We start from the raw sequence: 13,997 nt of genomic DNA, 5'->3' as shown, positions 1-13,997 counted from the left end.
CCCTTTACCCTTTACGCTTTCCCCTTTCCCCTTTCCCCTTTACCCTTTCCCCTTTCCCTTTCCCCATTCCCCATTTTTCTCGCCACACTTTTTGTGACTTCTAAAAATTGCTGTAAAACGATGGATGTATCATCGCTTCGCCAAACTACGGCTAGTTCTGAAGTTAAGTTTTTTCCTTGAATTGGTTTGTAGACTACTCCCTTTCGCTGTAGACTTTGGGCGTTAGCGGGAAGCAATGTGACTCCTAGTCCACCTGCAACGGAACTGAGTACGGTTACCATCCAAGTTGCTTCCTGTACTACTTTTGGAGAAAAACCCACCTGCTGACAAAGGCTAATAATCTGGCTGTATGAGGGAACTAAGTCTGTTGGGGGTAAAACAAAAGGTTCATCTGCTAGGGCGATGAGTGGAATTTGAGACTCGGCTGCTAGAGGGTGGTTTTCTGGTAAAGCGATGACTAAAGGCTCTTGCAAAATTGGCAGAAAACTTAAAGAATTATGATTTAAATTATTATTGGGTAGTCTTTCAAAAGCAATATCGATGTAGCGATCGCGCAGTTGGTTTACCTGCTCAGAAGAACTAACTTCCCGCAACACTAGTATCACCTCTGGAAATAAAGGGTGAAAAGTTTGCAAAATATCTGGCAAAACACTGTTAGCAACAGAACTATTAGTTCCCACTACCAAGCGTCCAATTTCCCCCCGGCTGACTTTTTGTGCAGAGGTAATTGCCTGTTCTAACTGAGTTAATACCAAATGCGCTTCTGTGAAAAAGACTTTTCCAGCAGCAGTTAACTGTAGAGGGCGTTTTTTACGCTCAAATAATTGAAGCCCTAGTTCTGCTTCTAGTGCTTGAATTTGTTGGCTTAAAGGTGGTTGAGCAATATGCAATCTTTCCGCAGCACGACTAAAGTTTAATTCTTCAGCCACGGCGATGAAGTATCGCAGATGTCTAAGTTCTATCATTGGGGAATGGGGACTGGGGAATGGGAAAGGAATATTTGTCTGCGTTAATTGTCTGATTTATGACATTAGCGTCTAGCTATTATATTTTTAATATATATTGTATAAGTTCAATACATATTGGACATATACTAGCATTTTGTTTATTTTGATTTCTATAGAGATTTTTCTCTGAATAAACCAGAGTAGGGTGGGCATTATAATGTCTAGCCTACAAGCTTTGATGACGAGGTTTTTATGAGTCAGATTAAACGAGTGGCGATCGTTGGAGGAACTCACGGCAATGAGTTAACAGGAGTATACTTAGTTAAAAAATTTCAGCAATATCCCAATTTAATTAATAGACCAAGTTGGGAAACTTTGTTATTACTTGGTAATCTCAAAGCTATTGCAGAAGGGAAGCGTTATATTGACAAAGATTTAAATCGTTGCTTTAGCCAGGAAAACTTACAAAATTCAAATTTTTTAAATTATGAAGATACGCGGGCAAAAGAAATTAAACAAATACTACAACCGCAAAATCAGCCTTTTGTAGATGTAATCATTGATTTACATAGCACAACCGCCAACATGGGGCTAACTTTGATTTTTTGCGATATGCATCCTTTTTTACTGCGGTTAGCTGCTTATTTAACTACGATAAATTCCTTAGTAAAAGTGTATATTAATCCGCAATCAAAACAAGGCGGTTTTCTGCGTTCTGTATCTGAATTAGGTTTTGTGATTGAAGTTGGTGCTGTCGCTCAAAATGTCTTAAATGCTGAATTATTTCAACAAACAGAACAGCTAATTTATGCAATTTTAGAATATTTTACATGGTACAACCAAGGTCATATTCCACAGATAAACAATAATCTGACATTTTATGAATATATTGGAACTATTGATTATCCCAGAGATGAACAAGGTGAAATTCAAGCGATGATTCATCCCCAGGTTCAGTTTCGAGATTATGAACCTCTAAATCCAGGTGAGCCAATATTTAGGACTTTTGCAGATACAGATATTTTATATGAGGGAGTATCTACTGTTTATCCGATTTTTATCAATGAAGCGGCTTATTATGAAAAAGGAATTGCGATGCATTTAACTCAAAAGCAACAAAAGATAGTTTAATGCGATTCGCAATGGGCTAAGCTAATACACATGTTATTGTCATTAGTCTTTCGCTGTTTGCTAATGATATCATGTCCGCATAATTATTTATGATTCCCACAGTCATTGCACCCCACACCTTAATCCCGTCCCCGAACTTCGGAGAGGCGAGACAAAGCTACACTTTGGCTTTTTGGGGTTTTTCGGGTTTAATAAGTAATCAAGCGAACATGATATGACCAATGACTAATGACTAATAGCAATGCCCGTGGCAATTTCTATGCAGATAGTCATAGTTTCTCAGATAATAACGGTATAGAGGGTCATGAACCCTTTGATGGTAATTCCTGTGTCGATGATGATACCGTCTACGGTAATAAATGTCTTCGGGATAATAAATCCTTTGACGGTAATAATTTCTGTGCCATTGACGATAATACCTACGATGGCGATAATATCGACGATGTCTCCGGTGATAGCGCCGATATTTTCGATGTTTTAATTTTTCGCTATCAACTTCTGAATCTTGTGGAATTGAAGAATCTTTTGTAACTGAATTTGACCAGGAATTGAGGATATTTTGATTGCTTTGTGTCTGAGAAATTGGGCTGCTTAATTCTTCAGGTCTTTGTAGTATCTGCAACTCATTTTTTTCAGATGCGGCGGCAATTTCTAATCCCAGACAAGTGGGCAATAATAAAACACTGATGACAAATTTCCAAAACACTGTTTCATGCTCCTAATTTTTTATTCCCTGGCTGAACTAGGGAATGCCAATTGATATCAAACTCTGGCTTCAAGAGGAATTACGCAGTGAAACAAAAAATTAAGGCTTGTTTTTATGAACGAAAAACATAGCCTTAATAAATAATATCATGTCCGGGACAAAATCGATATAAATGCTCACGCTGCTAAGCGATACATAATCACTTTTCCTTTCCAATTTTCTTCAACAAATATTAAATATTCACCATTGGAACGGCGAAAAGCGCGAATACCATAAGGTATATCAATCCAACCACTTTCGCTACCAACTTCTGGGCCTGGTTTTAACTTTTGTACTTGCACTCCTGTGGTTGCATTGTAAACATATACCTCTGCGGTTTTAACTGTGACAGCAAAAACATAATCTCCCGCTACACTCATGGCGGCTGTGGAAACTTCGCGTTTACCGGTGGTGTCGTGGGGAATTACAATCCGCCAACGAGGTGTGCGATTTCCTTTACTCCAATTGTCAAAACGGGCAATTTCAGAACCCGCAACTCCGGTATCATCGCCAAATGCGGGACGATCTACTGTGAAGCCTGACAAATACATGGTATCTGTTTGGGGGAAATATTCAATGCGTCGCAAATCGTTAAAAATCTGAGGAGTGGTTTGCTTTTCCATTGAACTATAACTGTAGATGGGATTCCCCTTAGAATCGATTCCCTGTAAAGGATAATGTCGGATACCTGTACCATCTTGGGTTCGTAAAGCTTTCCAAACGTCTCCTTTGCTGTCTACCCACCAACCGCCGATGTAGGGATAATCTTTGCTGGTATCGTATTCGTTGTTTTCAAATTTGCCATTACCGTTGCTGTCTCGCCAAATCCATTCACCTTTTTGTGGTTGAGAAGGCGGCCAATTTCCAGTCAAAAATGGTTTGTCTGCACCATTAGTACCAACAAACATGCCGGCTGGGATGGCAATTTTACCGTCTGTGGCGGGATTGAAACGATATATTTGCAGAAAGCTGTTGTACATATCTGTGAGGAACAAAAACGGCTTTCCTTGGATGCGGCGCACAAAGGTTGCATCTGGGGATGTATGCAAACGTGGATCTTGGGGATATTTGAAGGGATTTAAGGTGTAGGCTTTGTAAGTCCATTGCTTACCAGCAGCCTTACTATAATCCATTTGATATTGTTCTTGTTTGGTGAATAAATCTACACCATCGGTTTTAGGATCGGCGTCTGCATTATCAACAAATATTAAACCTAGCGATCGCCACAGTAATTTACCTGATGGCGCAAATTTCCGCAAGTCTGTTCCTGATTTGTTGAAACCATTACTATTTATATAGATATTACCTGATGCATCTGTGCCAACTCCGGTAATTCCATACAGTTTCAAATCTCGAATCTCACCAGAAATTCCTGTATAAATACCGTTTTTACAGCCAAAACTGCCTATTTGTATTGGCGGATCTTTAATCTCATAAATTAAGATTTGCTGAAGCGAACCATTTTCTGCTACTAACAGCTTACCTTGGGGATTAATGGCGATCGCTGTTGGTTCTACAATATCTGCAATCTCCTGGGGTAATTGCTTGCCACTTGAGGAATAATGTAAAATCTTCGCAGGATTACCACCATTTTTGTTTTGAATAATCCACAGATTTTTTTGCTGATCAACTGCCATCGCCCCCGGATTAACAACACTAAAACTGCGAAGTTCCTTCATGGTCTCAGTATCAAAAATCCGAATTTTATTAGCAGCAAAATCACTCACATATAACTCACTGTCTATAATTGCTAATCCAGTAACTTCACTTTTATTACTGACAATTAACATACTTTTATCCCAGCCACGTCCCCCAGGAAACGGTGCTGTTTTTCCTGACAAATCATAACGTCTAACAGAGTGCCAAGCTGTTTTTTCTGCTGGATAATCTTCTTTTGTATTGCCAATTGAACCTTGAGTCATGGCAAGGTAAATATATTTATTATTTGCTGTTATGGCCTTGCCACCACCACGACCCCAACCGTGGGTATCACTCAGGGCACTGATAATTTTACCATCCTTATAGATTCCTGCTTCCGTTCCCGCTTCATCCCAATGGCTGTTAGTATAAACTGTACCATCAGGAGTAACATACATTGCTTCTATATTGTTTTGTATCCGCAGATTGCCGCTACCAATACTATTACCTATCCACGATGTTTTATAGGTGAGTGTAGATGTTCCACTGGTTGCCCAATCTGTTGTAATGCCAATGGTAGTAATAAAAATTCCAACCATTAGACTAACTAAAAATTTAAAAGTTTTCTTTTTTAATAAATATCTAAAATTCCAGATATTTCTGCACTTATGATAGAGCCTGATTAACCGCACAATTAATTGATTATTCATATTATTTTATTTAATTCTCTATAAAAATCAAATTTTATCTCTGCGCCTCTGCATGAGATTTTTGATGTTTGCAACTTCTTCACTGATTGTATATACAACTATCATTTTCTAAATCCGCACAAAAAATATAAGTAAATTTAAAAAGATATTCCAGGTATGAATATTTACTATTTATGTTGCTAAAATCGTAAAAATTAATACAAAAATCCTAGACATCGATTCATTTCTATTGTTTTTAGGCTTTCACTGTCTACCATTTACCTTGCGATCGTAACTAGTATTAGATTTATCATCTTCGGTATGATTCAGTTAACTAAAACACAAGTTATCATTGCTTGTTGACGTGAAGATATAAATAGTTTATAAAGTGGTGTTCTCTTAAAAAAATAAATCCCAAAGATTTTGTGAAATATCAAATGTTATGTTGACAGTCAACACTGATATTGTTCACAACTAAAATATGATTACTATATTATTAGCTGTATATCTTTCAATACATTTATAGGATAAACATCAGTGATAAATCAAAAAGAAAATTTTACTTCAACTTCTGCATCGATTCTTACTTTGGGATTAGGCTGGTTTCCTCAAAATCCTGGAGGATTAGAAAGATATATTTATGAACTAACTCATAAATTAGCAGCGAATCAAGACCAAATTGAATTATGCGGAGTTGGACTTCCAGAAGCTCAACCAAATTCTCCAATTAAGCTGACTAATTTAGCTACAGTTGATACTAATATTTGTCAAAGATTATGGTCAATTCGTAGAAATTTCCAGAAGACTAGAACAAATACACCAGATGCAATTAATCTACATTTTGCATTATATAGCTTTCCGATTTTAGATATTTTACCGAAAAAAGTACCCATTACTTTTAACTTTCATGGCCCTTGGGCTTTTGAAAGTAAGCAGGAAGTGGTTAATAAAAATCTTAGTCTTTTAATTAAGCATTGGCTGATAGAACAAACAACTTATAATCGGTGCGATCGCTTTATTGTTCTCAGCAAAGCATTTGGCAATATCTTACACCAAAAATACCAAGTACCTTGGAAAAAAATTAATGTTATTCCTGGTGGAGTTGATATTAATTACTTTCAACCAAATTTATCACCGCAGGAAGCTTGTAGACAATTAGGCTGGCCTAATAATCGTCGGATTTTATTTACATCACGCCGCTTGGTGCATCGCACTGGAGTTGATAAATTATTACAAGCGATGGCCATGATTAAACCCAAAATACCAGATATTTGGCTGGCCATCGCCGGTCGCGGTCACATCCAATCTACACTACAACAACAGGCGAAAGAATTAGGATTAGACGATAACGTTAAATTTTTAGGTTTTTTACCTGATGAACAATTACCCATAGCTTATCAAGCTGCTGAATTAACTGTAGTTCCTAGTCAATCTTTTGAAGGATTTGGATTAGTAATAGTTGAATCTCTTGCTTGTGGTACTCCAGTTTTGTGTACGCCAGTGGGTGGAATGCCAGAAATTTTAGCAGAGTTTTCACCTGATTTAATTACTACTTCCATCGAAGCATCGGCTATTGCCCAAAAATTAGAACAAGCACTACTAGGAAATATTCCCATCCCTTCACGAGAAGCCTGTCGCCAATATGCGATTACACATTATGATTGGCATCAAATTGCCCAACGAGTCCGGAGTATTTTATTACAATAGAATTCAGAATTCAGAAGTCAGAATTCAGAATTCAGAATTCAGAAGTCAGAAGTCAGAAGTCAGAATTCAATATAGAGTAGGGGTGCAAATTGAAGAAGAATTCAGAAGTCAGAATGAGCTAAACGCACCGCTACCGTTAACAGGAGTAAGAATCAATTAGTAGAGGGTCTGAAAACCGTTTATTCATCTACCAGTCGCACAGAATTCAATTCAGAATTCTGGCTCCTGAATTCTGAATTCTGTTTGAATAAATAAAATTAATTGATAAAATAGAGGTTTTATGAAAATTCTTTTTTTAGACCAAAGCGGTAAACCAGGCGGTGCAGAATTGTGTTTAATCGATATTGCTAAACCCTATGGAAAAAATGCTTTAGTAGGTTTATTTGCAGATGGTTCATTTAAACAATTACTACAGCAAAATAATATTCCGGTAGAAGTTTTGAGAAATGAAGCGATCGCAGTTCACAAAGAAAGCGGTTTAATTCAAGGTTTAAATAGTTTTAGACAACTGATACCTTTAATTATTAAAGTAATTAAAAAAGCGCGTCAATATGATTTAATCTACGCCAACACCCAAAAGGCATTAGTTGTAGGAGCAATAGCAAGTTTTTTTAGTCGTCGCCCTTTGGTATATCATTTACATGATATTCTTTCCACAGAACACTTTAGCCAAACTAATCTTCAGGTAGCTGTTAACCTTGCTAATCGTTTTGCATCATTAGTAATTGCTAATTCTCAAGCTAGTAAAACAGCTTTTATCAAAGCAGGAGGACACCAAGACATTATCGAAGTTGTCTATAACGGCTTTGAAGTAAAAAATTATCATACCGATGCATCTGAAATCAACAATTTGCAGCAAAATTTAAAATTACAAGGAAAATTTGTCATTGGACATTTTAGCAGACTTGCACCTTGGAAAGGGCAGCACATTTTAATTGATGCCCTTGCTCAATGTCCGCCACAGGTAATAGCAATTTTAGTCGGTGATGCATTATTTGGTGAACAAAATTACGCCCAAAAATTACACCAACAAGTCGCTAAATTGGGGCTAGAAAACCGCGTTCAATTTTTAGGTTTTCGTTCAGATATTCCCCAATTAATGGCAGCTTGTGATTTAGTAGCACACACTTCAACTTCTCCAGAACCTTTTGGCAGAGTGATTGTTGAGGCGATGTTATGTGAAAAACCTGTAATTGCAGCCAAAGCTGGGGGTGCAATGGAATTAGTTGAACACGGACTCAATGGTTTTCTAGTAACACCAGGAGAACCCCAGGAACTTGCACAAGTGATTATCACCTGTCTTCAAGAGACAGAAATAACTGCAACTATAGCGAAGAATGCCAGAATTAATGCTAGCGAACGTTTTGATGTTGCAAGCATTAATCAGCAAATTGCTCAACTGCTGTCCGAGAGAATATAACAAACCCCTGTAGGACATTGCATAATTACGAGATGATTTTGGAATTTACATCAAGTATAATCCCCGCGTCTGGTGTGTCAGCCTCAATCACCCCTTATTTAGCAACGCCCCTGTAGAGACCTTGCATTGCAACGTCTCTACATTTGGGTTCATAGCATACAATTACAAACCGACTAATTCGCGAGATTCAAAATCAGTGAGTTGTTGAGCGATCGCTAATCTAGCTTCTAACTTTGCTACACTCAACTGGTTACGCAGATATTCTAAATGTGCCAGGGCATTTGCCTTTTCTCCAGTCAAGCGGATTAAAGTATCCATCGCCTTTTGATATTCTTGATTTATAAGCAGCACTTCAAAACGCCGCGCCTTGCGTTGAGCATCATTTTTTAAATCCATCTCAAAGGCGGCGACGCGATCCGCATTGCCTTCAAATCTATTAATTTGCTGCTGTACTGCCATCAGTTGAGAATCTATTTCATTAGCTCGTTGAGCAGCTTGGGCGATGGCAGCTGGATAATGACTCAGTTGCATCATCTAATAATTTTCCTCTGTAGTCAATAATTTCAGGCTTCAGCATAAGACTAACTCCGGAATCCATTTTCCAAAAGGCTGTCACAGAGCAGTTTTACACTTAAACAAGTTTGGTGAATACTATATATCTATTATAGTAAAATTGTACTGATTTAGCAGAGAAAAAGCGATAACAGAACCAATACCCTACGACTAACGCGGTATTGGCTTCCCCCGCATCTCTGGTTACAAAGTAGTGGTTCATCGCATTAGTTACGAGGGGTAAACTCATTCTTAATTTTTCTTCCTTTGCGCTCTTTGCGTCCTTTGCGGTTCGTTTATTAACCCAGTAAAATTAATGCGATAGACCAGTAGTACTCTATGTCATTAATTTTGCTGGCTTTAAAATTCTCCGTGTCACCGCGTAAGAGCGTCTCCGTGTCTGTATCCCAGCTTCAACCTCTCAAAACTTTTGCGATAGACCAATAGGTGCATTTGAGTTAGATATTGTTGGGTTTAGCCAAACGCAACCCAACAATATCTATTATGAAATCCTGCACCATACTTCAAGCAGCTTCCCGCAGTTGTGAGGGACTCACCTCTGAAAACGAAAGGGAGAGTTGTTCGGCTTGAGGTACGGCAGCTTGTTCTAACACTTGAACTTCGATATTTACACTCACCAAATAACTGCCTGTGTCCGCGCCAACTGCCTCAGCAATTAATTTGGCAATATCCGGACGTTTGGCTGTGAGGGGGTCACGTAAAATGCAGCGATCCCATTCATGCTTAGCAGTCGGATTGAGGTTGAGAATATAATGCTTCATCATCGAACTAACCCTTTAACCCATCTTCCACAAGTTTTTCACGCAGCCATTGTGCCTTTGGCTAGGCTTTGCCAACGCTATCTATATTATAGTACTTTTGTACTAAAAATGGAAATGGGCTTTCCAGGCAATGGTGAAAGGGAAAGGGGTAAGGGGGAAAGGTTAAATTTATCCCTTTCCTCTTTACCCTTTACCCTTTACCCTTTACCCTTTACCCTTTACCCTTTCCCCTTTACCCTTTACCCTTTCCCCTTTACCCTTTACCCTTTACCCTTTCCCCTTTACCCTTTACCCTTTACCCTTTACCCTTTACCCTTTACCCTTTACCCTTTACCCTTTCCCCTTTACCCTTTACCCTTTCCCCTTTCCCCTACTTCATAATCTCCCTATTTCTAATTAGATTTGCCGTTACTCTGTACATTTAACAACTCAGGATCGTTGACCCAAATTGCTTGTTGAGGTACAGAGATGGAAATTCCGGCTTCGTCTAGGGCGATTTTCAGACGGCGGCGAAATTCTCTTGCCACATCCCATTGCTTCAGGGGCCGTGTTTTAATCCAAACACGAATAATCAAACCGCGATCGCCAAATTGATCTATTCCTAAAACTTGCGGTGGTTCTAAGATTTGACGCTGCCATTGCAATTCTTGATTCATCTTGTCTGCAACGGTTTTAATCAACTTCAAAGCTTCTTCTGTGTCTGCTTGGTAAGCGATGGGAATTGTTAAATCGGCTCGCGACCAACGGCTAGAAAGATTGGCAACAACTTTTATTTCACTATTGGGAATGGTGATTAACCGTCCTTCGGAATCCCGCACCTGGGTCATCCGCAAATTTAAGTTTTCTACTAAACCTCCCACATCTCCCACATTAATCACATCGCCCAAGGCATACTGGTCTTCCAGGATGATCAAGAAACCGTTAATGGCATCTTTAATCAAGTTCTGTGAAGCCAAAGATACGGCAACACCAACCAAACTTGCACCCGCTAGCAAGGGAACGATATCTATACCCAAAGCTACCAGCGCCAACAAAAAGCCTACTCCCACGCAAATAGCTGTAGCAATACTTTTAGTCACACCAGAAAATGTGGAAACTCGCAATTGTAGACGTGCAGAATCTTCTGGAGTGATAAAAGCACTACTTCTAATCAAAGTGGAGGTGAAGCGGTCAATTAAGGCATAGCTTAGACGCACTGCTACATAAGTTACCAATAACACAACACCTAAGCGCAAAGGAAATTGGGCGGCGGCGAGAATTGCTACTTGAAATCCTCGTGTATAAGGAAACAAACCCAAAATAAAGAAACTTCCGCCTCCCCAAATTCCGGCTTGAGTTAGCTGGAACAATCTTCTCTTTGCTTCTTGGACGTGTCGGACTTGCTGTTGATTTAGTTGTGTTGTAATTGGTTGAGCCGCTGCTAAAGTTGGGGAATTTAAGAGTTCCTTTTGGGCTTGGAAGGTAGCGGAGTCGGAATTTTTTTTGGAACGTCTTTGCCAGCCATATACCGCCGAACTCATGACAATCATTACCAGTCCGGTAGCCCCAGCAATCTTACCTTGGTCGATTAAAAATTGAGTTTGTCTCTCTTGTTTTGCCTGTTGTAAGTCTTCTTTTAATGAGTCAGCGATTTGATTTGCGGATGTTGAAATATCCACCTGTCGCAGTCCAGCATCCTCAGAAGTGACGGTCATCAGATATTGGTCGTTGACATAAATTACTGGTAATTCGTTGACTTTGCGAACTTCTACCTTGACTGGTGTGTTCGCTGGTAACTGAAAATAATATTGGCTAATTGCTTCTAGTTTCTTTTGGATGTCTTCTAAACGCTCAGGAAAGTTAGTTTTTGATGCGGCTATTTGAAATAAGCGACGACCATCCAAATAAACCCAGCCAGAAACAACTCTATCATTGGAATCGTTGCTTGCAGTGCTGGGAACTTGTAATTCCGGTAGAAAAGGAATTTGGGCGGTGGCTTTTGGCACACAGACAACGGTTACAGCCATCGAAGTTGCGATCGCCATTATGACACCTAAACCTCTGCGGTCTTTAGGTAACACACCCTTTTGGGACACTTGATTGAAAGCGTCCAAGTGTGTCACAGGCTTAGTAACCAGGTATGTTCCTGCTTTTAATACCTGTTCCTGCTCCTTTGAACCTTTAGCAAAGCTGGGTAACACAATTCCCTTCGCGGCTGCCAAAAATTGAAAGCGCACTCAAACACCTCCTTGAGTAAAATTTACTATTGACTAATTTCATAACCATCCTGCTCAATAATTTTGAGTAAATGTACCTATCTAAAGTTAAGTATTTGCCTTCTGATGATGAAATTTTGATGTTTTTTTGATTATTATCAATCTTTAGATAGATGACAGTGTACTGAGAATGAACAAGTAAAGCTAAGAATAGTCATACTCTTACCAAAGATAAAACAAAAAGGAAAAAGCTGGCTATGAAGTTGACATTAGACGAATCAAACGTCAAGCTAGTTCTGAGGAGTCTTGACTAGTAATTTGCTTTCTTTCGAGCGTAAATTGCCAGTCGTAGAATAACCTAGTAGAGTGCGTAAGTTTTACGTAACTTTTTCACATTTTTGAGGTAACTTTTGATGACCGCAACTTCTCCCCGATTAAAGCACGAGGTTAAAGACCTCGGCCTAGCTGCCTTGGGAAGACAGCGCATTGAATGGGCTGGACGCGAAATGCCAGTTTTACGACAAATCCGCGATCGCTTTGCCCAAGAAAAGCCCTTTGTTGGCTTACGCCTTGTGGCTTGCGCCCACATCACAACCGAAACAGCACATTTGGCCATCGCTCTTAAAGCTGGTGGTGCTGATGCACTGCTAATTGCAAGCAATCCCCTATCAACCCAAGATGACGTAGCCGCTAGCCTCGTTGTCGATCATGAAATTCCCGTTTTTGCCCAAAAAGGCGAAGACAACGCCACTTATAACCGCCACGTTCAAATCGCTTTAGATCACCGCCCCAATGTAATCATTGATGATGGTAGCGATGTGGTTGCGACATTAATTCAAGAACGCCAACACCAAATCGCTGATTTGATTGGCACCACCGAAGAAACCACAACGGGAATTGTCCGTCTCAAGGCCATGTTCAAAGATGGCGTTCTCACCTTCCCCGCAGTGAATGTAAATGATGCTGACACCAAGCACTTCTTTGATAACCGCTATGGTACTGGGCAATCGACCCTTGACGGCATCATCCGCGCTACAAACATTCTCTTAGCTGGTAAAACCATCGTCGTTGTTGGTTATGGCTGGTGCGGTAAAGGTACAGCACTCCGCGCCCGTGGTTTGGGTGGTAACGTAATTGTTACCGAAATTGACCCTATCAAAGCAATTGAAGCTGTAATGGATGGTTTCCGCGTCCTGCCAATGGCAGAAGCCGCTAAAGTCGGCGATTTGTTTATTACAGTTACCGGTAACAAGCACGTGATTCGCGGCGAACATTTCGACGCGATGAAAGACGGTGCGATCGTTTGTAACTCCGGTCACTTTGATATCGAACTCGACCTGAAATACTTGGCTAGTCAAGCTAAGGAAATCAAAGAAGTCCGTCCTTTCACCGAAGAGTATAAGTTAAAAAGCGGCAAATCAGTCGTGGTTCTCGGTCAAGGACGCTTGATTAACCTCGCCGCAGCTGAAGGACATCCCAGCGCAGTCATGGATATGAGCTTTGCCAACCAGGCTTTAGCTGTTGAATACCTGGTGAAAAATAAAGGTAAGTTGGAACCTGGTTTACACTCCATTCCTACTGAAGTAGACCAAGAAATTGCTCGACTCAAGTTACAGGCGTTAGGAATTACCATTGATAGCCTAACACCAGACCAAATTGAATACATCAACTCTTGGACTAGTGGAACTTGATGTTAATTGATTAACTGATTTTTTGGGGATAGGCTTTTAGGCTTATCCCTTTTTTTGTGTTTCTTGCAAGGATGCAAAGAACAATGACAATTCAATGTTGTTAGAGCTAAAAGGCTTGCTGTGCTAGTAGGTTGGGTTGTAGCAAAATCATACAGAGTACCAAGCAAAACCCAATAATTAACGTTTAATGTTAGGTTTAGTTCCTCAAGTCAACATACAATTATCCTAACTGAACCGTATTGCCTTATATGAAATCTTATTTATAAATCAGATAGGAGTCCCATATAATATAATTGAATTGTCAATATAAAGCTTGAACCCTATGCAAATCACAAGAGTAGCAACTGGCGTTGGACTTCCTCACGGAATAGGTCATTCTAATTCTTGGAAAGATTTTACCATAAGTGATTGTTTGGGAACTATCCATAGGGGAAAGTATGTTTATTATAGGTTTGCTAGTAAAAAATATCGATCTGATAGCTTTGAAGAAAGAAAAACAA

The 13,997-nt window shown here is 39.6% G+C and carries 10 protein-coding genes; 5 read left to right on the top strand and 5 right to left on the bottom strand.

The features are described from left to right. Nucleotides 1-11: 11 nt before the first annotated feature. The gene (locus GNE10_RS21725; RefSeq protein ID WP_221642940.1) at nucleotides 12-965 is read right to left on the bottom strand and encodes a LysR substrate-binding domain-containing protein; all 954 of its coding nucleotides are present in this window, start codon (nucleotides 963-965) and stop codon (nucleotides 12-14) included. A gap of 234 nt (nucleotides 966-1,199) precedes the next feature. Between GNE10_RS21725 and GNE10_RS21720 the strand changes: the two genes are divergently transcribed. Then, nucleotides 1,200-2,078, top strand: a complete 879-nt coding sequence (locus tag GNE10_RS21720; RefSeq protein ID WP_185566939.1) for an aspartoacylase — start codon at nucleotides 1,200-1,202, stop codon at nucleotides 2,076-2,078. 228 nt (nucleotides 2,079-2,306) lie between these two features. Further along, nucleotides 2,307-2,609, top strand: a complete 303-nt coding sequence (locus GNE10_RS21715; protein WP_185566938.1) for a hypothetical protein — start codon at nucleotides 2,307-2,309, stop codon at nucleotides 2,607-2,609. Between the two features lie 351 nt (nucleotides 2,610-2,960). Here the strand turns inward: GNE10_RS21715 and GNE10_RS21710 are convergent, their stop codons facing one another. Then, nucleotides 2,961-5,171 carry a hypothetical protein gene (locus tag GNE10_RS21710; protein ID WP_185566937.1) on the bottom strand — a complete coding sequence of 737 codons (2,211 nt, stop codon included), beginning with the start codon at nucleotides 5,169-5,171 and terminating at the stop codon, nucleotides 2,961-2,963. Between the two features lie 516 nt (nucleotides 5,172-5,687). On the opposite strand from GNE10_RS21710, the gene GNE10_RS21705 reads away from it, so the two are divergent. Together GNE10_RS21705 and GNE10_RS21700 are read left to right on the top strand one after the other, a co-directional pair. Beyond that, a complete protein-coding gene (locus GNE10_RS21705; protein ID WP_185566936.1) occupies nucleotides 5,688-6,857 on the top strand; it encodes a glycosyltransferase family 4 protein in 1,170 nt (389 codons plus the stop codon). 280 nt (nucleotides 6,858-7,137) lie between these two features. Then, nucleotides 7,138-8,277, top strand: coding sequence for a glycosyltransferase family 4 protein (locus tag GNE10_RS21700; protein WP_185566935.1), 1,140 nt, complete (start codon nucleotides 7,138-7,140; stop codon nucleotides 8,275-8,277). Between the two features lie 162 nt (nucleotides 8,278-8,439). On the opposite strand, the gene GNE10_RS21695 is transcribed toward GNE10_RS21700, so the two are convergent. The 3 genes from GNE10_RS21695 to GNE10_RS21685 form a co-directional block, all read right to left on the bottom strand. Then, entirely contained in the window at nucleotides 8,440-8,811 is a 372-nt protein-coding gene (locus GNE10_RS21695) for a hypothetical protein (RefSeq protein ID WP_185566934.1), read from the bottom strand. Nucleotides 8,812-9,353: 542 nt separating this feature from the next. Then, nucleotides 9,354-9,614 carry a hypothetical protein gene (locus tag GNE10_RS21690; RefSeq protein WP_099067498.1) on the bottom strand — a complete coding sequence of 87 codons (261 nt, stop codon included), beginning with the start codon at nucleotides 9,612-9,614 and terminating at the stop codon, nucleotides 9,354-9,356. 389 nt (nucleotides 9,615-10,003) lie between these two features. Further along, nucleotides 10,004-11,635 carry a mechanosensitive ion channel family protein gene (locus GNE10_RS21685; RefSeq protein WP_260446984.1) on the bottom strand — a complete coding sequence of 544 codons (1,632 nt, stop codon included), beginning with the start codon at nucleotides 11,633-11,635 and terminating at the stop codon, nucleotides 10,004-10,006. 584 nt (nucleotides 11,636-12,219) lie between these two features. Here GNE10_RS21685 and ahcY point away from each other — a divergent pair. Further along, a complete protein-coding gene (gene ahcY / locus GNE10_RS21680) occupies nucleotides 12,220-13,497 on the top strand; it encodes an adenosylhomocysteinase (RefSeq protein WP_185566933.1) in 1,278 nt (425 codons plus the stop codon). Nucleotides 13,498-13,997: the final 500 nt, after the last annotated feature.

It is taken from the genome of Nostoc sp. 2RC, assembly GCF_014222165.1.
Classification (GTDB): Bacteria; Cyanobacteriota; Cyanobacteriia; order Cyanobacteriales; family Nostocaceae; genus Nostoc; species Nostoc linckia.
The sequence above is the reverse complement of the archived record's forward strand: the minus strand, read 5'-3'. Positions and strand labels throughout refer to the sequence as shown.

Excerpts from the sequence above, each read along its gene's own strand:
- GNE10_RS21725 (WP_221642940.1), bottom strand. The coding sequence starts at position 965 with ATGATAGAACTTAGACATCTGCGATACTTCATCGCCGTGGCTGAAGAA.
- GNE10_RS21720 (WP_185566939.1), top strand. The coding sequence starts at position 1,200 with ATGAGTCAGATTAAACGAGTGGCGATCGTTGGAGGAACTCACGGCAAT.
- GNE10_RS21715 (WP_185566938.1), top strand. The coding sequence starts at position 2,307 with ATGACTAATAGCAATGCCCGTGGCAATTTCTATGCAGATAGTCATAGT.
- GNE10_RS21710 (WP_185566937.1), bottom strand. The coding sequence starts at position 5,171 with ATGAATAATCAATTAATTGTGCGGTTAATCAGGCTCTATCATAAGTGC.
- GNE10_RS21700 (WP_185566935.1), top strand. The coding sequence starts at position 7,138 with ATGAAAATTCTTTTTTTAGACCAAAGCGGTAAACCAGGCGGTGCAGAA.
- GNE10_RS21695 (WP_185566934.1), bottom strand. The coding sequence starts at position 8,811 with ATGATGCAACTGAGTCATTATCCAGCTGCCATCGCCCAAGCTGCTCAA.
- GNE10_RS21690 (WP_099067498.1), bottom strand. The coding sequence starts at position 9,614 with ATGATGAAGCATTATATTCTCAACCTCAATCCGACTGCTAAGCATGAA.
- GNE10_RS21685 (WP_260446984.1), bottom strand. The coding sequence starts at position 11,635 with ATGGCGATCGCAACTTCGATGGCTGTAACCGTTGTCTGTGTGCCAAAA.
- ahcY (WP_185566933.1), top strand. The coding sequence starts at position 12,220 with ATGACCGCAACTTCTCCCCGATTAAAGCACGAGGTTAAAGACCTCGGC.